The 19,754-nt window shown below is 51.4% G+C and carries 18 protein-coding genes; 14 read left to right on the top strand and 4 right to left on the bottom strand.

Annotated features, from left to right (window positions below; genetic code table 11):
* Positions 1 to 103: 103 nt before the first annotated feature.
* A complete protein-coding gene (locus tag HF324_RS32530) occupies positions 104 to 1,138 on the bottom strand; it encodes a 2-oxoacid:ferredoxin oxidoreductase subunit beta (RefSeq protein WP_168807964.1) in 1,035 nt (344 codons plus the stop codon).
* Between the two features lie 48 nt (positions 1,139 to 1,186).
* Complete coding sequence (locus HF324_RS32525) at positions 1,187 to 1,531, bottom strand: carboxymuconolactone decarboxylase family protein (protein WP_168807962.1); 345 nt, start codon at positions 1,529 to 1,531, stop codon at positions 1,187 to 1,189.
* A 246-nt stretch (positions 1,532 to 1,777) separates the two neighbouring features.
* Between HF324_RS32525 and HF324_RS32520 the strand changes: the two genes are divergently transcribed.
* Positions 1,778 to 3,991 carry a transferrin receptor-like dimerization domain-containing protein gene (locus HF324_RS32520; protein WP_168861662.1) on the top strand — a complete coding sequence of 738 codons (2,214 nt, stop codon included), beginning with the start codon at positions 1,778 to 1,780 and terminating at the stop codon, positions 3,989 to 3,991.
* 55 nt (positions 3,992 to 4,046) lie between these two features.
* Here HF324_RS32520 and HF324_RS32515 read toward each other — a convergent pair whose 3' ends face one another.
* Both HF324_RS32515 and HF324_RS32510 read right to left on the bottom strand, forming a co-directional pair.
* Positions 4,047 to 5,792, bottom strand: coding sequence for an N-acetylmuramoyl-L-alanine amidase (locus HF324_RS32515; protein ID WP_168807957.1), 1,746 nt, complete (start codon positions 5,790 to 5,792; stop codon positions 4,047 to 4,049).
* 141 nt (positions 5,793 to 5,933) lie between these two features.
* Complete coding sequence (locus HF324_RS32510) at positions 5,934 to 7,724, bottom strand: acyl-CoA dehydrogenase FadE (RefSeq protein ID WP_168807955.1); 1,791 nt, start codon at positions 7,722 to 7,724, stop codon at positions 5,934 to 5,936.
* A 297-nt stretch (positions 7,725 to 8,021) separates the two neighbouring features.
* Here HF324_RS32510 and HF324_RS32505 point away from each other — a divergent pair, with 297 nt between their 5' ends.
* The 13 genes from HF324_RS32505 (at position 8,022) to porG (ending at position 19,616) form a co-directional block, all read left to right on the top strand.
* Complete coding sequence (locus HF324_RS32505) at positions 8,022 to 8,822, top strand: alpha/beta hydrolase (RefSeq protein ID WP_168861661.1); 801 nt, start codon at positions 8,022 to 8,024, stop codon at positions 8,820 to 8,822.
* On the top strand, positions 8,823 to 9,965 hold the full coding sequence (locus HF324_RS32500) for a glycosyltransferase (RefSeq protein ID WP_168861660.1): 1,143 nt from the start codon (positions 8,823 to 8,825) through the stop codon (positions 9,963 to 9,965).
* Positions 9,966 to 10,070: 105 nt separating this feature from the next.
* Positions 10,071 to 11,192 carry an ABC transporter permease gene (locus tag HF324_RS32495; protein WP_168807949.1) on the top strand — a complete coding sequence of 374 codons (1,122 nt, stop codon included), beginning with the start codon at positions 10,071 to 10,073 and terminating at the stop codon, positions 11,190 to 11,192.
* Between the two features lie 48 nt (positions 11,193 to 11,240).
* Positions 11,241 to 11,675, top strand: a complete 435-nt coding sequence (locus HF324_RS32490) for a hypothetical protein (RefSeq protein ID WP_168807947.1) — start codon at positions 11,241 to 11,243, stop codon at positions 11,673 to 11,675.
* 67 nt (positions 11,676 to 11,742) lie between these two features.
* Entirely contained in the window at positions 11,743 to 12,855 is a 1,113-nt protein-coding gene (locus HF324_RS32485) for a glycosyltransferase (protein WP_168807945.1), read from the top strand.
* A gap of 55 nt (positions 12,856 to 12,910) precedes the next feature.
* Positions 12,911 to 13,255, top strand: coding sequence for a gliding motility protein GldC (gene gldC, locus HF324_RS32480; RefSeq protein ID WP_168807943.1), 345 nt, complete (start codon positions 12,911 to 12,913; stop codon positions 13,253 to 13,255).
* A 32-nt stretch (positions 13,256 to 13,287) separates the two neighbouring features.
* Complete coding sequence (locus HF324_RS32475) at positions 13,288 to 13,737, top strand: GatB/YqeY domain-containing protein (RefSeq protein WP_168807941.1); 450 nt, start codon at positions 13,288 to 13,290, stop codon at positions 13,735 to 13,737.
* A gap of 122 nt (positions 13,738 to 13,859) precedes the next feature.
* Positions 13,860 to 14,402, top strand: a complete 543-nt coding sequence (locus tag HF324_RS32470) for a CvpA family protein (protein ID WP_168807939.1) — start codon at positions 13,860 to 13,862, stop codon at positions 14,400 to 14,402.
* A gap of 60 nt (positions 14,403 to 14,462) precedes the next feature.
* Positions 14,463 to 15,239: an alpha/beta fold hydrolase gene (locus HF324_RS32465; protein ID WP_168807937.1), complete on the top strand. Its 777-nt coding sequence runs from the start codon at positions 14,463 to 14,465 to the stop codon at positions 15,237 to 15,239.
* A gap of 115 nt (positions 15,240 to 15,354) precedes the next feature.
* Positions 15,355 to 16,014, top strand: coding sequence for a CBS domain-containing protein (locus HF324_RS32460; protein ID WP_168807934.1), 660 nt, complete (start codon positions 15,355 to 15,357; stop codon positions 16,012 to 16,014).
* Between the two features lie 114 nt (positions 16,015 to 16,128).
* Positions 16,129 to 17,568, top strand: coding sequence for a POTRA domain-containing protein (locus HF324_RS32455; protein WP_168807924.1), 1,440 nt, complete (start codon positions 16,129 to 16,131; stop codon positions 17,566 to 17,568).
* A gap of 121 nt (positions 17,569 to 17,689) precedes the next feature.
* Positions 17,690 to 18,580 carry an NAD kinase gene (locus HF324_RS32450; RefSeq protein WP_168807922.1) on the top strand — a complete coding sequence of 297 codons (891 nt, stop codon included), beginning with the start codon at positions 17,690 to 17,692 and terminating at the stop codon, positions 18,578 to 18,580.
* Between the two features lie 169 nt (positions 18,581 to 18,749).
* Entirely contained in the window at positions 18,750 to 19,616 is an 867-nt protein-coding gene (porG, locus tag HF324_RS32445; RefSeq protein WP_168807920.1) for a type IX secretion system protein PorG, read from the top strand.
* Positions 19,617 to 19,754: the final 138 nt, after the last annotated feature.

The following is a 19,754-nucleotide window of genomic DNA, read 5'->3' as shown; positions in this document are numbered from 1 at the left end:
CGAATTACGGATTACGAATTGAGGGCTCTTTTATAGGTAGGTTACTTAGTAACTTCTCCATAAAAGAGCCCTCAATTCGTAATTCGTAATCCGTAATTCGTAATTAACTGATGGTCCAGGTTTCGTTACCAGCCAGCAATTTATCCAGGTCGCCGGGGCCTTTCCTGGAGATGGCGTCTTCCAGCTGCGCGGCCATTACGGCTTCGTAGGTAGGACGTTGCGTTTGATAGAACACGCCGAAAGGACGCGGCATATGTCCTTCGATACGAGGATCGTCGAACAGGCGGGTCAGCAGCTGTGCTTTATAGAAATCGCTTTCATCGTGTATCCAGAGGTCGGCTGCGCTGTATTCGCTGCCCAGTTCCACTACTACGGGTTTGAGGCCGTCGAGGCGGAGTCCTTTATTTTTCTGTGCGCCGAAGATCAGCGGCTGTCCTTGTTCTACGAACAGGGTCTCTTCTGCTTTGCTGGATTTTTCGGTGAATATTTCGAATGCGCCATCGTTGAAGATGTTACAGTTCTGGTATATTTCCAGGAAAGATGCGCCTTTGTGGGCGTGGCTGCGTTTCAGCAGTTCCTGCAGGTGTTTCGGGTCGCGGTCCATGCTGCGGGCAATGAAGGTGGCGTCGGCGCCCAGTGCCAGTGCCAGCGGGTTGAACGGGTGATCGATACTGCCGAAAGGCGTGGATTTGGTCACTTTGTTCTCTTCGGAAGTAGGAGAGTATTGCCCTTTGGTCAGACCATAGATCTGGTTGTTGAACAACATCACATTCACGTCGAAGTTACGGCGCAGCAGGTGGATGGTGTGGTTACCGCCGATAGACAGGCCGTCGCCGTCGCCAGTAACGATCCATACGCTCAGTTCGGGGCGGGTAGCTTTGAGACCGGAAGCGATGGCGGTAGCACGACCGTGGATCGAGTGCATGCCGTAAGTATTCATGTAATAAGGAAAACGCGAAGAGCAGCCGATACCGGAAACGATCACAATATTTTCGCGGGGAATGCCCAGCGAAGGCATAATGGTTTGAACCTGTTTAAGTATAGAGTAGTCGCCGCAGCCAGGGCACCAGCGTACTTCCTGGTCCGTTGCAAAATCTTTGGCTGTTAAGGCCTGCGGAGCTATAGTTGCTGTTGACATTTGTATGAGTTAAGTATATATGAGTATGTTTATATGTAGTCTGTAAAGTTACTGATTATTCAGCTCTTCCCAATATTCAGCTGCCCTGCGGGTATGCGGAATAACGATCGTGCCGCCTACAATGTTGGCCACGGCAAAGATCTCGTACATTTCCGCTGTGCTGATACCCTGCTCATGGCATTTGCCCAGATGGTATTTGATGCAGTCGTCGCAGCGAAGCACCATCGACGCCACCAGCCCCAGCATTTCTTTCGTCTTAGTACTCAGCGCTCCCTCGGCATAGGTGTTGGTATCGAGGTTGAACAGCCTGTTAATCACCTTGTTCTGCTTTCCCAGAATCACTTCGTTCATCTTACTGCGGTAGTCGTTGAACTCCTGTATCGTATTCGACATATAAATCCTCTTTATAATTGTTTAACGGATGGTTTCACAGGGATAAAGCTATGAAAGTGTTTACAAATATACATTAATCTACTGACCGAGTGGACTATTCGGCCTATAACCTGTGATTATGGACAATAACAAAAAGTTATGTTGACAATTTCTTCATCAAAAAGGTCTATTGATATGGTAGACTATTTGTATATTGTCTGATATACCAACTTTCTTTTTGTCAACCAACAGATCTGAACCTCTATTATGAAAAAAACGCTTTTTTACCGCCTGCTGGCCGTATGCGTATGTGCCAGCGGCACCGTACTGGCGCAGGACAAAAAAATGCTGGGGTATACCGACAGCGAAGCGGCCCGCCAGCAACAACTGGAAACCCGCTTTGACCAGCATCTCAGCAGCAGCCATATTGGAGAAGCCATTAAAGCCCTTTCTGCCAAACCGCATCATATCGGCTCCGCCCAGGGCAAAGCGGTGGCGGAAGACATCCTGCAGCGTTTTAAAAGCTACGGCTGGGACGCTGAAATCGTTACCTACCAGGTGTTGTTTCCCACGCCTAAAGAGCGCCTGCTGGAAATGACCGGCCCTACCAGCTATAAAGCGGTATTAAAAGAACCTGCCCTCAGGGAAGATGCTACCTCCGGCCAGGAAGGCCAGCTGCCGACCTACAACTGCTGGAGCGCTGATGGCGACGTCACCGCCCCGCTGGTATTCGTGAACTACGGTCTCCCGGAAGATTATGAATACCTCGAACGCGCCGGCGTAGATGTAAAAGGCAAAATCGTCATCGCCAAATACGGCCGCTCCTGGCGTGGCACCAAACCCAAAGTGGCGCAGGAACACGGCGCCGTGGGCTGTATTATCTACTCCGACCCTAAAGACGACGGCTACTTTGCGGGCGACGTATACCCGCAGGGCGCTTTCAAAAACGAATATGGCGTACAGCGCGGCTCTATCATGGATATGGTCATCTATCCCGGAGACCCGCTCACGCCCAACGAAGGGTCCACAACCAACGCCAAAAGGCTCGACCGCCTGCAGGCTCCTAACCTGCTGAAAATACCGGTACTGCCCATCAGTTACCACGACGCAGCCCCGCTGCTGAAAGCACTGGACGGGCCCGTAGCCCCGGATGCCTGGCGCGGCACCCTGCCTTTTACCTATCATATCGGACCGGGAAAAACCAAAGTACACCTCAAACTGGCGTTCGACTGGCAGATACGTCCCTGCCACAACGTGATCGCTAAAATAAAAGGTGCCGAAGAACCCGATCAGTGGGTAGTACGCGGCAACCATCACGACGCCTGGGTGAACGGGGCAGCCGACCCCATCAGCGGGCTCGCGGCACTGCTGGAAGAGGCCAAAGCCATCGGCGAACTGACCAAAGAAGGGTTCAAACCCCGCCGCACACTCGTATACTGCGCCTGGGACGGCGAAGAGCCCGGCCTCATGGGCTCCACTGAATGGGTGGAAGACCATGCGGCTGAACTGCAGGAAAAAGCAGTGGTCTATGTCAACTCCGACAGCAACGGCCGCGGTTTCCTCAATGCCAGCGGTTCCCATGCCCTCGAAACACTGATCAACCAGGTAGGCCGTGATATCATCGACCCGCAAACAAAGGTCAGCGTACTGGCCCGCCGTCAGGCTGCCGATGTGCTCAGAGCGGCTACCGTTAAGCAAAAGAAAGAGAAACTGTCCCGTCAGGGTATTCCCATCAACGCCATGGGCTCCGGCTCCGACTATTCTTCCTTCCTTCAGCACCTCGGCGTTCCCTCGCTGGACCTCGGCTATGGCGGAGAAGACGCCGGTGGCGAATACCATTCCATCTACGACTCCTACGATAACTATGTACGGTTCAAAGACCCTACTTTCAGTTACGGCGTAGTACTGTCACAGACTGCCGGTCATACAGTATTACGTATAGCCAATGCCGTTACACTGCCGTTTGATTTCCGTAACCTCTATGAAACGACGAATGGTTATGTAAATGAGCTGACAGCGCTGGCAGCCGACCTGAGGGAGTCTACCGCGCTCGAGAATCAGCTGATCCGTGAAAACAAGTACCAGCTGGCTGCAGACACGGCCAAACACCTGTTGCCGCCGGCGCCCCGGGCGGTGGTGCCCTACATCGATTTCAGCCCCTTGCAGAATGCACTCGCCGCGCTGGACACCGTGACACAGGGTTTTACAGGTAAGCTGGCCACCGGCAAACCGCAGCTCAATAAACTGCTTTATCAGGCAGAACAACAATTGCTTAACAGCAACGGGCTGCCTTCGCGGCCATGGTATAAACATACGCTGTACGCACCCGGATTCTACACCGGCTATGGCGTGAAAACCATTCCCGGCGTAAGGGAAGCGCTGGAACAGCGTCGCTGGAAAGAGGCCGGAGAACAGATAGATGCAGCAGCAGCAGCTATCAACCGGCTCGCCAAATATCTGCAGACGGCAACTACCCGCTAAAAACAGAAAGGGCTGATCCATCGATCAGCCCTTTCTGTTTCAATAAGGTGAAGTGCTATCTGCCATCCGCCAGGCCTTTCAGGTAGTCTTTCAGCCCCAGCATAATTTTGCTGACCAGTTCCTGCTGGAACTGCGGGTCCAGTATCTGCTCCTCGTCGCCGGGATTACTGATAAACAGTGTTTCAATGAGCGCATCCGGGAACTCTGTCGGGTTGTTCAGGATAAAGTTAAAACCACCGTTGTTTTTAAAATCATTTAACCCGGTTTCCAGCAGTCGCCGGTGAATAGCGGCATTCAGCTGTTCGCAGAAAGGATGTTTATAGTAGGTGGCAGTACCGGATACATCTACCGGGTTGCCGGAAGAATTGAGGTGTATGCTGAGCAACAGGTCGGGGTTGGCGTTGCGGAAGAACGACAGCCGGTCTTCATTGGCCACGAACTTTTCACTGGTGCGGGTCATGATGACGCTGGCGCCTTCTCTTTCCAGTGCTGCTTTCAGTTGCAGTGACAGGTTGAGCGTGAGTGTTTTTTCATAAACGCCGGTAAGACCTACGGAACCCATATTGCCGCCGCCGTGACCGGCGTCTACGCCGATGACGAGGCCGCGCAGGGAAAGATTCTCCGGAACGCGTTTAACCTTCACCGTTATACGGTTGCCTTCATAGTATATCTGGTACCCCCACGGGGCGTGTTTCAGGGAGATGGCCATGCGGAAAACGTCATGCGCCGGCTGTTGCCATTGTACGCCGGTGATTTCCCGCGTTCCCTGCAGCAGCGTGCTGATACCCTGTTCTGCATATGCCCCGTGTACATCCACAATGATTTTTCCGGGAGATACAATTTGCGTGGAGGTGTACGGCAGTTTATCCGATAGTTCCACGGATACATAATCCGCTTTTTCATCGCCCCATACTTTGGCGTCTGATACGATGCTGACGGCGGGGGCTTCCTGCGGGATTTCCGTATCCAGCAGCGGCTCGGGGATAAAGGCCGTCTGGAGGGATGACAGCCGTACCTTATAGTAGTCGCCTTGTTTACCGACTACCTGCAGCAGCACGTCTTTATCAAGATAGCCGGTTTTATCCGGACCAAGCCGGTCGCCGTTTGCGGAGGAAGTGAGATAGGTCATGTTGTCGATCGTACGGCCCGTCAGCGGGGTGCCCTGGGGCATCATACTGTAACGGTAGGTACTGTTCAGCACAGCTGTTTCGCTGCCGTTTTGAAGACGGACGGGTATCCTGCCGTTCAGCAGCGAATCTGAAGGCTGCAGTATATACATGCCGGTGTAATAACCCGGTACACCGCCACTCTGGGAGGCAGGCAGTTCGCGCAGCGGTACATTGTTGAACCAGGTGGCCCTTGCGCCGGGATAGCCTTTCATCTTTATACGCAGCGTGTCGCCGGCAGACAATTCCAGGTTGCCTCCGGGGGATATTTCCATAAAGTCTATGCGAAAGACGCTGGTGGCGCGGGCTGGCGGCGGCGGGGCATAATACCAGGTGATATTTTTCGTATAGGTTTTGCCGTTATCGTCTTCTGCTACGATGGTAAAACTGTTTCTTCCTTCTGTCAGTTCTTTTTTCACGGCGAAGGTGCCGGTGCTGTATACGTATACCTTTTCCCCGTTGATGGTAACCTGGCAGCCGGTACAGGTCCTGCCGGCGATAAACTGCCGGGCAGTGCTTACATTACTTTGTTCCCGGGAAGGTTGGCTGAGCCGGATAAACGCCTGGCTGCTGGCCCGGAGGGGAACTACAATGGCAATTAAAGTCTGGAGTAATAATCTCGATACGTGCTTCATATCCCTGCGTAATCATGTAAAGATAGGAGGGAAATAGGAGAAAGCAATTGATATTTAATGATTTAGGGATTTTCGGATTTTTTGATTTTGGGTATAAGACAGCGAAATCAAAAAATCCGAAAATCGAAAAATCCCTAAATGTTAGAAGATGTATTTATTTTCTGCAATCAGCTGGTCCGCTATTTTTCTGCGGGCTTCTTTTGCGTTGAAAGGTTCTGCTTTGGTGAAGCGTTTGAGGCCGAGTAACATCATCCGTTGTTCGTCGCCTTCCGCGAATGCGTTGATGGCGTCTTTACCGGATTTGTTGATGCGGTCTGCTGCGTCGTAGAGGTAGGTGCGAACGATGTCTGTCTGCAGGGCGGCGGCAGCTTCGCCTTTGTGTTGTACCAGTTTCATGAGGCGCAGGAGGGCGCTTTCAGCCACAAAGGTTTCGATGGCCATATCGGCGATGTTCATCAGCACTTCCTGTTCGGTTTCCAGCTTCATCATGAGTTTCTGGGCGGCGGCGCCGGCAGTCATGAGGATGGCTTTCTTGAAGTTGGCGAGGAGTTTTCTTTCCTTGCTGAAGGCGCTTTCATCGTCGTTACCGAAATCGGGGATGCTCATCAGTTCCTTCATGACGTTCATGGCAGGGTTCATGAGGTCCAGTTTGCCTTTCATGGCACGTTTCAGCGTCATGTCCAGTGTCAGGAGGCGGTTGATTTCGTTGGTGCCTTCGAAGATGCGGTTGATACGGGAATCGCGGTAAGCTTTGGAGATGATGTATTCATCGCTGAAGCCGTTGCCGCCGTGAATCTGCACGCCTTCGTCCACCACGTAGTCCAGCACTTCGGAACCGTTTACTTTCAGGATGGCGCATTCTACGGCGTATTCTTCGGCGGCGCCCAGCAGGGCTTCGTTGAAGGGTTTGCCGGAGGCGAGCAGTTCTTTTTCCTTTTCATCGATCAGCTGCGCGGTGCGGAACAGGGCTGATTCGGCTGTCCAGGTACGGATGGCCATCTCCGCCAGCTTATGTTTAATGGCGCCGAAATTGGCGATCGGTTGTTTGAACTGTTGACGGGTATTGGCATACTGTACGGAAGTAGTGATGCACTTCTTGGCGGCGCCGAGCGCAGCGGCGCATAGTTTCAGCCTGCCAATGTTCAGGATGTTGAAAGCGATCAGGTGTCCTTTACCGATTACGCCGAGTACATTCTCCACAGGTATTTTAGCGTCCTGGAAATAGATCTGGCGGGTGGAAGACCCTTTGATGCCCATTTTATGTTCTTCCGCCCCTAATGTAAAGCCGGGGGTGCCCTTCTCTACGATAAAAGCGGTGAATTTATCGCCGTCGATTTTGGCGAACACGGTAAACACGTCCGCAAAGCCGGAGTTGGTGATCCAGCTTTTCTGGCCGTTGAGCACATAGTGCTGGCCGTCTTCCGTGAGTTTGGCGGTCGTCCTGGCGCCGAGGGCGTCTGAACCGGAATCGGGCTCGGTGAGGGCGTAAGCGCCTTTCATCTCACCGGTAGCCAGTTTGGGAATATATTTCTGTTTCTGGGCTTCTGTACCAAAATAGAGGATAGGGAGCGAGCCAATGCCGGTGTGAGCGGCCATAGCTACAGAAAACGAGTGACCGGCGCCCAGTCCTTCATTGATAATGGTAGCCGTTACAAAATCTTTACCCAGCCCACCGTATTCTTCAGGGAAAGAAGCGCCCAGCAGCCCCTGCTCGCCTGCCTTTTCCAGCAGGGAAGGCATCAGGCCCTCTTCCAGTTTATCAATCCGGTCAACGATCGGGGTGATCTCCTTGCTGATGAACTGATCGGCCATGTCTTTAATCATCAGCTGCTCTTCCGAAAAATCTTCGGGGGTAAACACATCCTCCGGTACACTTTCCTTTATCAGGAACTCTGCGCCTTTCAGCGCTTGCTTATCAACTGTTGCGTCCATGTTTTCTGATTTTTTTGGTACTTCCGTAATTTACCGAATTAACCTGAAATATAACCATACCGGCTGCAGCTCCTGTACCCCTGCAGCTCCTGTACCCCGGTTGGCCCGCTGTTTGCCCGCGGGGCGGCTGTTCCGGGGCGGAATTTTTAACAAAACCAAAACATTTCCCATTCAGGGATTTTTTGATTTACGGATTTTGAAGAACGCCGGACTGCCTCTAAAATCAAAAAATTCGTAAATCAAAAAATCCCTAAATCAAAAATGGCTGGGGTTTTTTCCCTATCATTGTTGCCCCTTATGCATTTTTATCTGCCATATGCTAAAAGCCGGTTCCACGGAATCACCAGTGGAACGGGTCCGCAACTGCTGATCTGCCTGCACGGGTTCGGGGAAAGCGCCGCTCACTTTACGCCATTGGCGGAAGGCCTGGGCGACCGGTTCACCATGGTGGCGCTGGACATGCCGCTGCATGGGGAAACGGTCTGGCAGGAAGAACGCCCTTTCGAAAAAAAAGATCTGGCGGCCGTAGTGGAAATGGTGCTGCAACAGCAGCAGCAAGAACGGTTTTCGTTGCTGGGGTATAGCATGGGCGGCCGCCTGGCACTCTGCCTGGTGGAGACCATGGCCAATAAGATAGATCATCTCGTGATGCTGGCAGCCGATGGTCTCCGGAATAACCCCTGGCATATGTTCGTCACCCAGACCAGCGTGGGAAACAGGATCTTCAAATACAATACCGACAACCCCCGGCTGTTTTTTACCTTGCTGGAGCTGTGGCGTAAGCTGGGACTGCTGAATCAAAGTGTGTACAAGTTTGCTTTGCACCGGATGAACCAGCAGGCCAAGCGGGAGCAGGTTTACAGCATCTGGACACTCATGCGCCGGATGATGCCGGATAAAAAAAAGTGTAAACAGTTATTGGGAGCCCATCATATTTCCACGCTCCTGATATTTGGTAAATATGACCGGGTAATACCGCCCGTACTGGGCACCCGGTTTATGGACGGTTCGTTCCCCTGTAAAATGCTGGTCCTCGATAAAGGACATCAGCTGATTTCAAAGGAGCTGGCCCCCGTTATTAAAACAAACCTGAGCTGAATGTATTTTTTCTTGATCGTTATAGCCATACTGGCTCTTGGATACGGATTGTTGATGCTGTGGTACAGCCGCGGCTGGAGAAAGCTGCCGGACTATGTGCCGGCGAAACCCATAGAAGGCGCTACCAGTGTAACTGTTATTATCCCGGCACGGGATGAGGCGGAGAACCTGCCGGTCCTCTTAAAGGCCTTACAGCAGCAAACCTATCCTGTTGAACTGCTGGAAGTAATTGTTGTCGATGATTTTTCCACAGATGATACCCCTGGCATCGTTACCCGCTTTCCGGCCGCCAATATCCGCCTGTTGAAAATGGAAGATATGCTCTCTAAAGACGAACGTCTTAACGCCTATAAGAAGAAAGCGATCGCCATGGCCATCGAGCGGGCGAAAGGAGACCTGATCGTTACTACAGATGCGGATTGTGTGATGGGACCGCGGTGGATCGAAACTATCGTCCGTTTCTATGAAGCTTACCGCCCGAAGTTTATTGCGGCGCCGGTAAGTTTTTACAGGGAGCGTAATTTCTTCATGAAGCTGCAGTCGCTCGATTTCATCACCATGCAGGGTATTACAGGGGCGGTAGCCCGGCTGAAGTCCGGTACCATGTGCAATGGCGCCAATCTCGCCTACGAGAAGGCCGCTTTTCATGCGGTGGGCGGTTTTGCGGGGATCGATAATATCGCCTCCGGCGATGATATGCTGCTGATGTACAAGATCTACAACGCTTACCCCGAAGGGGTGCTGTACCTTAAGAATGACGATGTGATTGTTCGCACCCTGCCGGTGGAAACGCTGCGCGGGTTTATGAACCAGCGTATCCGCTGGTCGTCCAAGGCCGACAAATATGAAGACAAGCGCCTTACCTGGATGCTGTTGCTGGTGTATTTCTTCAACGTGGGCACACTGGCCCTGGGCGCTGTGGCACTGTTTGTGCCGCACTGGTGGCCTGCCTTCCTGATCCTGATGCTGTATAAAGTAACGCTGGAACTGTATTTCCTGGTGCCGGTGGCCGGGTTTTTCCATAAAACGGCTTTACTGGTGTGGTTTATACCGGGACAGATCTTTCATATTCCTTATATTGTTCTTGCCGGATGGCTGGGGAAGTTTGGCAGTTATCAATGGAAGGGCCGGCAGGTGAACTGACTTTCATTTGGTTATTGGTTATTTGTTCATTTTGGTATTTTTTCAATAGAAGTGTTCCTGCTTCCGCCAATACCCAAATAAAAAATAAAAAAATAAAAAAATTCTATGGGGGCTGCCTGGAAAAGGCTTCAGAAAAACAAAGGCGCACTGGCTGGTTTGATAGTAATAGCGCTGGCCGTGGTTGTCAGCCTGCTGGCGTATGTGATTGCGCCGGATAATACGCCGGACGCCAACAGGATGGTGCTGGAAGTAGGAGGGCAGCATCCCGGGTTCCGGGTGCATATGCTGGCCGTCAAAAAAGCGCAGCCGGTGGCCCGGGTGTCTTTTTTCGGGAGGTTATTATATGGACAGGAATCTGACGTTACGTGGACCCCGGTGCGTTCCTGGCAGGTGAAAGACACTATGCTGGTGGTACAGCGATATGTAGATGAATCCCTGTCCCGTGAAGAAAAATACGATCTCCGTGAAATATGGTATGGCAGCCGGCAGGCGGGGGATATGCCTTTACCGGAGCTGCAGCGGCGGGTTACCGGTGAAAGGATTTTTCCGGTGACCTACTGGCTGGGGACCGATAAATTCGGCCGGGATATCCTGAGCCGGCTGCTGGTAGGTACCCGTGTCAGCCTGGGCGTGGGCTGCATTGCGGTGATCATCTCCCTGACCATCGGGGTGTTTATGGGCGCTGTTGCCGGTTATTTCAAAGGTACGGCCGACGACCTGGTGATGTGGCTGGTGAACGTGGTGTGGTCTATGCCGTCGCTGTTATTGGTGTTTGCGCTTACCCTCGCGCTGGGCAAAGGTTTCTGGCAGGTGTTCATAGCGGTGGGGCTCACCTTGTGGGTAGGAGTGGCCCGTATTATCCGCGGGCAGATACTGGCACTGCGGGAGCTGGAGTTTGTAGAGGCTGCCCGGGCGCTGGGATATGGGCATACCCGTATTATCGTTCGCCATATCCTGCCTAATATCCTCGGGCCGGTGATGGTGGTAGCGGCCGGAAATTTCGCCACCGCCATCGTGGTGGAGGCGGGACTGAGTTTCCTGGGCGTAGGGGTGCAGCCGCCGCAGCCTTCATGGGGACTGATGATCAAAGAAAACTACAACTTTATTATCACGCATAACCCTTTGCTGGCGCTGGCCCCCGGCGTAGCGATCATGTTGCTGGTACTGGCTTTCAATCTGTTAGGCAATGGTCTGCGCGATGCGCTGGATGTGAGAAGTAAAATTTGATTTACATAAGGAAAAAATATAATTTTATTGCTTACATACCCTGTTGCCATGTCTTTAAAAAACTATTTATCCATACTGCTGATAGGTGCCCTGATCGCACTGGCTGCCTGCAAAAAAAATAAAAAGAGCGGGGACCCTGCGCCTGTGACGCAGGAGGAGGCCCTTCAGGTGGAGCTGGCCGGCGTAGTGGCCGGTAAAGCCAATGTAGCTATGGACAGTACCTTCACCTTCCAGGTGAAAGTGACCTCCAAAGTACCGGACAAAGGGGTGAAAGTAACGCTCAACGTGGTGACAGACCCCGGAGGTATCCCGCTGGCGCAGGACGATGTTCCCAACGCAACGGGTAATGTGGTCAATATTACGCTGAAACATCTGAAGGAAGTAAAAACCTATAAGGTAACCGTTACCCTGGCATCGCTGGGTAATACCGCCAATATCGCTACTCCGCTGGAATTCCTGATTACCAATAAGTCCGGCTCCTAAATTATCCGTCTTGCGGCAAAACAAAATAATGTAGGTTTGCAGGCTGTCACATCAAGTGAAAACGACTATGCAAATTGCTGTTAATGCCGCCTGCCTGAGAAAAGACCTGCCTGCAGATGCCGGACAGGTGGCAACTGAGATCATATTCGCCCTCTGCCGGCAACAGCCGGAGCACCGTTTTACTTTTTATTTTGATGGGGAGATACCCGCGCACCTTAGTTTTCCGGCCAATGTTACTCCGGTGGTGCTGCCGCTGAAAGGAGGTAAGCGATGGCACCGTTACTGGTGGCGCGAATGGCAGTTGCCGCGTGCCATGAAAGCCGGGGGCGCGCAGTGGTACATTGGGCTGGACGGCACCCTGCCGTTGCGCAGCAAAGTGCCGGCGCTGATCCTGTTAAGGGACCTGTCGTTCCTGAAGGATGCCGGCCTGCAATCCACCGGGGAACAGGAGTCGCTGAAGAAACACATTACCCGTTACCTGGACAGGGCCGGCAGGGTAGCCGTGTTGTCGGCCACCGCCAAAGAGGAGCTGCTGCGTTATGCTCCCGCCGCCGCCGGTAAGGTGGTGCAGCTGGAACCGGCCGTCAGCAGCGTTTTCCGACCGCTGGAATGGGACGACAGGGAGGCTGCCAAAAAGAAATGGTCCGGAGGCGTGGAATATTTTCTGGTGACGGGCAGTATTCATCCGCGCAACAATATGATGCCGGTGTTCAAAGCTTTTTCCGCCCTGAAGAAGCGGCAGCGCACCAACCTGAAACTGGTGCTGGCCGGCAACCTGGCCCCTGAAGGCGCGGAGATCGTGAAGGCGCTGGAGTCCTTTAAGTTCCGGCATGACGTGGTATGGAAGGAAAACCTGACGATGGAGGAGCTGGCGTCGGCCATTGGAGGCGCTTACGCGCTGATATACCCCACCCGTTTCGACGGGCTGCCGTTGCCCTTGTATATGGCCCGGCAGTGCCAGGTGCCAGTGATCGCGCTGGAGAGCGTGGCGGCCCGGGAAGCTGGCGGAGAAACGGTACTATATACCGATCCTGCCAATATCGATGACCTGTCGGAGAAAATGAGCCTGCTGTATAAGGACGAGCAGTTGCGCAGCCGGTTGCTGGCCATGGAGCCACCGGTAAGGCCGGGAAGCAGCTGGGAGGCTGCCGGAGCAGCACTGGCCGGCCTGTTAAAATAAAGCCGGATGTCAAAATCCTGAATGATTAGTTATTTTTGCGCTTTAATAGAAAAACATGAGTAAGAAAAACATACAGATCCAGGTGGGTCTGGACGAAAATAAAGTGCCGGAAACGATTGAGTGGAGCGCCACTGACAGTAAGGAAGAACGGATGATCAAGGCGAAAGCCATGATGGTTTCTTTCTGGGACCCGGCGGAAAAAGCCGCCCTGCGGATTGACCTGTGGACCAAAGACATGATGGTAGACGAGATGGCTGATTTCTTCTTCCAGACCATGATGACCATGGCCGACACGTATGTGCGGGCCACCCAGTACCGTGACCAGGGCGATGAAATGAAAGCCTTCGCGCGGGACTTCTTCAAAAAATTCCAGGAAAAACAAGCGGCAGAAACCAAATAATCGACCAGATTATCCATTAAACGTAACCACATATGTCATTAGAAACAAACATCAACGCCGAGATCAAAACGGCGATGCTGGGCAAGAAAGAAGCAGACCTGCGTGCGCTGCGCGCCATCAAGGCGGCCATCCTGCTGGCTAAAACAGCAGAAGGCAGCACCGGCGAGCTGACCGAAGCCGATGAAAGCAAGCTGTTACAGAAACTGGCCAAACAACGGAAAGATTCCCTCGAAATTTTCCGTCAGCAGAACCGTGAGGACCTGGCGAAGAAGGAAGAAGAGGAGCTGGAAGTAATTGAGCGTTTCCTGCCCAAACAAATGACCGAAGAGGAATTGAGAGTTGCCCTGACAGGCATCATTGCGTCTGTAGGCGCCGCTTCCCCTGCCGATATGGGCAAGGTGATGGGAGCGGCCACCAAACAACTGGCCGGTAAAGCCGACGGAAAGGCTATTTCCGCAATGGTGAAAGAACTCCTTAAATAAGGATTTTTTGATTTACGGATTTTGAAATTTGGCGATTTGAAGGATGTTTAATCACCGGTAGTTGGTAAAATCGCTCAATAAATTCCAAAATCCGTAAATCAAAAAATCGTAAATCATAACTATTGTCGATTGATATCGTTTTTGCCATTATCATGGTGTTTGCCCTGTACAAGGGGTATACCCGTGGACTGATAGTGGCGGTATTTTCGCTGGTGGCCGTAACGCTGGGTATGGCGGTAGCCCTTAAACTTTCCGCAGTGACGGCCCTGCAGGTCCAGCAACGATGGGATGTCCATTCCCGCTGGGTCCCCGTACTTTGCTTCGTTTGTCTTTTTGTGGGAGTGGTATTGCTGGTACGGCTGGGCGCAGGCGCCCTGCAGAAGCTGGTGGAAATGGTCATGATGGGATGGCTGAACCGGCTGGGCGGTATCCTGTTATATGCCCTTATCTTCACGATTATTTACAGTGTGGTGTTGTGGATGGCCAACCAGATATACCTGCTGAGCCCGGAAACCAAATTGCAATCTGTAGTATATCCTTATATTGAACCTATAGGCCCCTGGGTACTGGACCATATGGGTGACTGGATACCTGTTTTTAAAGACATTTTCTCCCAGTTACAGGACTTTTTTGATAAAGCTGCCCGGCAGTTGCAACCGGCCTGACAGTATTTAGATTAATAAAAAGAATTATTTTAGCGTAAAATTGACTTTCAAGATTTGGCAATGGATTACGAAATCAAAACACAGGGCAAGTTTAATTTCATAGAAGAAGGAGAAGGAGAACCACTGGTATTATTGCATGGACTTTTTGGTGCTTTGAGCAATTTCTCGCACATGATCGAGTATTTCCGGCAGTATAACAAGGTTGTGATACCCATGTTACCCCTGTATGATTTAAACATCCTGGAAACGTCTGTTGGCGGACTGGCGAAGTTTGTGCATAAGTTTATAGAGGCCAGAGGCTATCAGAACATACACCTGCTGGGCAATTCCCTCGGCGGCCACGTGGCGCTGGTATACCTGCTGAAACACCCTGAAGCACCGGTTAAGTCCCTGATACTCACCGGTAGTTCCGGCCTGTTTGAAAACGGCATGGGAGAAACCTATCCTAAGAGAGGAGACTACGAATACATCCGTAAAAAAGCAGAACTAACCTTCTATGATCCCAAGATCGCTACCAAAGAGCTGGTAGACGAGATGTTCGAAATTGTGAACAACCGTCTGAAAGTGATCAAGATCATTACCCTCGCCAAGTCAGCTATCCGGCATAACCTGGGCGATGAACTGAAGGACATACAACAACCTACACTGTTGATCTGGGGCCGTAACGATACCGTAACACCACCTATGGTAGGCGAAGAGTTCCAAAAACTTATACCTAATTCTGAACTGGAATTCATTGACAAATGCGGCCACGCCCCGATGATGGAAGTGCCCGATGAATTCAACAAGATCCTGCATGCTTTCCTGGAAAGACTGAAAACAAAGCCAACTGCCTGAAACTTAGCTGCAAACGCCATTATACCGCCCTCTGCAGGAGCGGCTGGTAGCCTGTGCGCGTAATTTCTTTTTTGTTGGAAGATTCTTTGTTATTATTGTGTAAGAATACACGAAAATGACCGCCAGAGAACTCATATCCACCGTGCCAATTCTGCAGCCTTCGGATGCAGGTGCCAAGGCATTGCGCCTGATGAATGAATATCATCTCACGCAATTGCCGATGGTAGTGGAAAATAAGTACATGGCGCTGGTGGAGGAAGATCAGATCATGGACCTGGAAGAGCCGGAAATAAAGCTGGAGTCCATACACTACAACGGCGCCAACCGTACGGCCATCCAGGAAGGAGCCCATCTCTTTGAGGCGCTGAAGTTGTTTCACGAATTCAAATTGTCTGTACTGCCCGTCATTACCAAAGAAAATGACTACCTGGGCATTATTACAAAAGATAACCTGCTGGCAGCCCTGGCCCAATACAACGGCGCCAAGGAAGCCGGCGGCATCCTGGCGCTGGAAATGGAGCCCCGGGACTACAGCCTCAGCGAAATCGCCCGTATCGCAGAATCAAACGATGTAACCCTGCTCAGCGTAAATACGTTGACCGATCCGTCCGGTAAACTGGAAGTACTGCTGAAAACCAACCGCCAGGAACTGCATTCCCTTGTAGCTACCTATGAGCGGTTTAATTACACCATCAAATACATCTATTCTGAAGAACAGGAGGAAGACCTGCTCAAAAAGAACTACGACCTGCTGATGAATTATATCAGCATGTAAGGCTCACCGCATTAAATTTCCGGTTATTTGATTAATTTGATAGGGTTCGTTATCTTCCATGATAGCGACACACATTTAAATAACTTTAGAAGACGCTAAATCAGAGAGCCTACAATGCTGAGATGCTGTTATTACTTGCTGGGAATCGTATGCCTGCTCGGCATCGGATTATCCGGCACGGCCGCAGGCCGGATAGAGGGGGAAGGAGAGGCTGTTACAGCGCTGGTGCAGGATTCCGGCTACCTGGTTGTCCGTAATATTGCTATTATTGGTAACAAGAAAACCCGTACCTCCATCATTCTCAGGGAAATCAGTACTGTGCCGGGAGATACCATCTACCTGAAAGATCTGGCGGAAACGCTGGAAGAACGCCGCAAACAGCTACTGAATACTTCTCTCTTCCTGAATGTCACCGCCAACGTCAAAAACTGGGACGGCAACAGCGCCGATCTGGTGTTTGAAGTATGGGAGCGGTGGTACACCTTTGCTTTTCCCATTTTTAAACTCGCCGACCGCAACTTCAACCAGTGGTGGGTGGAAAAAGGACATAAACTGAACCGCCTCAACTTCGGCGTGAAAGGCACCCAGGAAAACCTGACCGGCCGCAATGACGGACTGGACGCCACCCTGCAGTTCGGTTATACACAGAAGATCGCCCTCGCCTATAACCTGCCCTATATCGATAAAAGTTTCCGCCACGGACTGGGCATCCTGTTTTCATATAGCCGTAACCGTGAGGTAAACAATTTCACCAGCAATAACAAACAGCAGTTTTTCAAAAAAGACGACGAATACCTGCGGCAGGCCTACGTAGTTGGCCTGCGCTACAGCTATCGCAAAGCCATCAACGCCCGCCACCAGGTGTTTCTCAACTATAACTACGAAAAAGTGGCGGACTCAGTGGCCATCATCAACCCGGATTACCTGGGAAAAGGGCGCACCAGCGTACGCTACCTGGACCTGGCCTACCGGTTTACCTATATCAAAGCAGACAGCTGGATATACCCGCTGAAAGGCGTGAGCGTCATGGGCGAGGTGGCCAAACGGGGCATCGGTCCGCTCAGCGATATCGATGACGTCCGTTTCCGGCTCAATTATACCAAATACTGGCAGTTGCGCCGCAAAACCTACCTGGCGCTGGGCATGCGCGGACAGGTGAAATTTTCCGCCGATCAGCCCTATATCAACCAACAGGCGCTGGGCTATGCGGAAGACTACCTGCGCGGATTGGAGTATTATGTGATAGACGGCACCAGTTTCGCTATTCTGAAATCCACTTTACGCCAGGAGCTGGTGTCTTTTAAAATCAAGCTGCCCCTCGTCCCGAAGAAATTCAATAGCGTGCCTTTCCGGATCTTTGCCAAAACCTATGGCGATGCAGCCTACGCCTACAGCAAATTTCCGGGCAACGGCTTCCTGAATAACCGCTTTCTGTATACCGGCGGCATTGGCATCGATATCGTTTCCTTCTATGACACCTGTCTGCGTATAGAGTACAGCGTTAATCAGTTAGGGCAAAAAGGACTATTTTTGCACACCAGTGTAGATATGTAAGTCAATTACGAATGACGGATTACGAATTACGAATGAGGAATTCGTAATTCATCTGTACTCCGTAATGGGCAACAAGTGGGGTTGTAATTCGTAATTCGTAATTTGTAATTCGTAATTTAATATGCAGGTTGCTCTTTATAGCAGGGGATTTATTTCAGAAGACATAGCCAATATCCGGTTGTTGCTGGATGAATTACAACGCGCGGAGATTTCCGCTACTTTTTACGAACCGTTTTACCGCATCCTGGTACAGTATATTCCTTTTGAAAAGGATCCTGCCCTGTTTTCCTGTGCGGAAGACCTGCCGGGAAAAATAGACTTCCTGATGAGCCTCGGCGGCGATGGCACCCTGCTGGACACCGTATGTTATGTCCGGGATACCAATATCCCCGTTATCGGGATCAATTTCGGGCGGCTGGGCTTCCTGGCCAGCATCGGTAAAGATGAGATCCATGCGCTGGTACAGGCCCTGCTGGACCGTACCTACATGGTAGACCAGCGGTCGCTCATTCATCTCGACGCCAATGTGCCCCTGTTCGGCGATATTCCATATGCATTAAACGAATTTACCATACATAAGAAAGATACCTCCGCGATGGTGAAGATCCACACTTACCTGAACGGCGAGTTTCTCAACACCTACTGGGCAGACGGGCTGATTGTGTCCACACCGACAGGATCTACCGGGTATTCCCTGAGCTGCGGCGGTCCCATCGTCTTCCCGGATGCGGGTAATTTCGTGATCACCCCGGTGGCGCCGCACAACCTCAACGTGCGCCCGATCATCGTTCCCAATGAAAGCGTTATTTCCTTTGAAGTAGAAGGCCGGAGTGACCAGTTCCTGTGTACGCTGGACAGCCGGATGGAAACCATCGACAGCTCTGTGCAGCTGGCTGTCAAAAAAGAAAAGTTTAAAATCAGCCTGTTACGGCTCGATGAAAGTAATTTCCTGCATACCCTCCGCAATAAACTGCTCTGGGGTATCGACGCCCGGAACCGGATCAAAATATGAGTGTGGGTTATAATATTTGTTAAATATATTCCTACATTTACAAATGTATTGCCTGCTGATTGTAAATTCAGTTATGCCTGTGAAGAAGGTTGGTAAGGAAGCTGTAGCATAAATGACCAGTCACACATTAAATAAATCCGGCATTATTGCGTTTAAGTAGAACTGATTTATGCTGAAACCTTTTTTATATCCTAAGAACTTCGTGCTATCGTTCCTGTTGGCGGCGGCCTGTTTGCTGGCCGGCGAGGCGAAGGCGCAAAATGAACTGGAATATGTGGGTGAGCTGGGAATATCGGTCGGAGGGGCGCAATATTTCGGGGATTTGAACACCAGGGGGGCCTTGAACACCATCAAGCCGGCAGTCGGCATTTACTACCGTAAATACCTCAATGAGTACGTGGGCGTACGGGCCCATGGCCGTTTTATGCAATTGGGCTACTCAGACGCATATAATAAAAATGAATTTGAACGCCGCAGGAACCTGAGTTTTAATACGGATGTATTCGAGCTGGCCCTGCAGGGCGATTTTAATTTTTTTAAGTTTGAACCCGGCAGCCTGGACCATCGTTTTTCCCCGTATTTGTCCGGCGGCGCCAGTATCTTCCATTTTAACCCTTACGCCTACCTGGACGGGGTCAAATACAAATTACAGCCCCTGCGCACGGAAGGGCAGGGAACAGCCCTGTATCCCGACCGGAAGCCCTACAGCCTTGTTTCTTACGCCTTCGTGATCGGCGGCGGCTTTAAATATAATATTTCAAAAAAAGTGAATGTGGGCCTGGAAGCGTTGTACCGGTTTACGCAGACGGACTATCTCGATGATGTAAGTACCACCTACGCCGGACCGGGGGCATTTCCGGCATTGGCAGGCGACAAGGCCAGTGTGGCCTACCTGTTACAGGACCGGTCATACGCCACCGGCGAGCGTTTGGGCGTAACGGGGCGCCAGCGGGGCAACAGCCGCGACAAGGACCAGTTTCTGACCATAGAGCTCACGATTAGTATATTGTTCACTTCTTACAACTGTAGATTTTAATTTACGGTTAATATACTTTCTACAAGTCGGCATTTCTTGCCTCCGGATGGCCCGGTTCTACCGCCGAAAATCCTGAAATCCCCGCTGGTATTGATTTCGCTGTTAAAACTACGTTAAAACAAGGGGTCAAGCTTTGCT

The sequence above is a fragment of the Chitinophaga oryzae genome, from assembly GCF_012516375.2.
Lineage (GTDB): Bacteria > Bacteroidota > Bacteroidia > Chitinophagales > Chitinophagaceae > Chitinophaga > Chitinophaga oryzae.
The sequence above is the reverse complement of the archived record's forward strand: the minus strand, read 5'-3'. Positions and strand labels throughout refer to the sequence as shown.

Excerpts from the sequence above, each read along its gene's own strand:
- HF324_RS32530 (WP_168807964.1), bottom strand. The coding sequence starts at position 1,138 with ATGTCAACAGCAACTATAGCTCCGCAGGCCTTAACAGCCAAAGATTTT.
- HF324_RS32525 (WP_168807962.1), bottom strand. The coding sequence starts at position 1,531 with ATGTCGAATACGATACAGGAGTTCAACGACTACCGCAGTAAGATGAAC.
- HF324_RS32520 (WP_168861662.1), top strand. The coding sequence starts at position 1,778 with ATGAAAAAAACGCTTTTTTACCGCCTGCTGGCCGTATGCGTATGTGCC.
- HF324_RS32515 (WP_168807957.1), bottom strand. The coding sequence starts at position 5,792 with ATGAAGCACGTATCGAGATTATTACTCCAGACTTTAATTGCCATTGTA.
- HF324_RS32510 (WP_168807955.1), bottom strand. The coding sequence starts at position 7,724 with ATGGACGCAACAGTTGATAAGCAAGCGCTGAAAGGCGCAGAGTTCCTG.
- HF324_RS32505 (WP_168861661.1), top strand. The coding sequence starts at position 8,022 with ATGCATTTTTATCTGCCATATGCTAAAAGCCGGTTCCACGGAATCACC.
- HF324_RS32500 (WP_168861660.1), top strand. The coding sequence starts at position 8,823 with ATGTATTTTTTCTTGATCGTTATAGCCATACTGGCTCTTGGATACGGA.
- HF324_RS32495 (WP_168807949.1), top strand. The coding sequence starts at position 10,071 with ATGGGGGCTGCCTGGAAAAGGCTTCAGAAAAACAAAGGCGCACTGGCT.
- HF324_RS32490 (WP_168807947.1), top strand. The coding sequence starts at position 11,241 with ATGTCTTTAAAAAACTATTTATCCATACTGCTGATAGGTGCCCTGATC.
- HF324_RS32485 (WP_168807945.1), top strand. The coding sequence starts at position 11,743 with ATGCAAATTGCTGTTAATGCCGCCTGCCTGAGAAAAGACCTGCCTGCA.
- gldC (WP_168807943.1), top strand. The coding sequence starts at position 12,911 with ATGAGTAAGAAAAACATACAGATCCAGGTGGGTCTGGACGAAAATAAA.
- HF324_RS32475 (WP_168807941.1), top strand. The coding sequence starts at position 13,288 with ATGTCATTAGAAACAAACATCAACGCCGAGATCAAAACGGCGATGCTG.
- HF324_RS32465 (WP_168807937.1), top strand. The coding sequence starts at position 14,463 with ATGGATTACGAAATCAAAACACAGGGCAAGTTTAATTTCATAGAAGAA.
- HF324_RS32460 (WP_168807934.1), top strand. The coding sequence starts at position 15,355 with ATGACCGCCAGAGAACTCATATCCACCGTGCCAATTCTGCAGCCTTCG.
- HF324_RS32455 (WP_168807924.1), top strand. The coding sequence starts at position 16,129 with ATGCTGAGATGCTGTTATTACTTGCTGGGAATCGTATGCCTGCTCGGC.
- HF324_RS32450 (WP_168807922.1), top strand. The coding sequence starts at position 17,690 with ATGCAGGTTGCTCTTTATAGCAGGGGATTTATTTCAGAAGACATAGCC.
- porG (WP_168807920.1), top strand. The coding sequence starts at position 18,750 with ATGCTGAAACCTTTTTTATATCCTAAGAACTTCGTGCTATCGTTCCTG.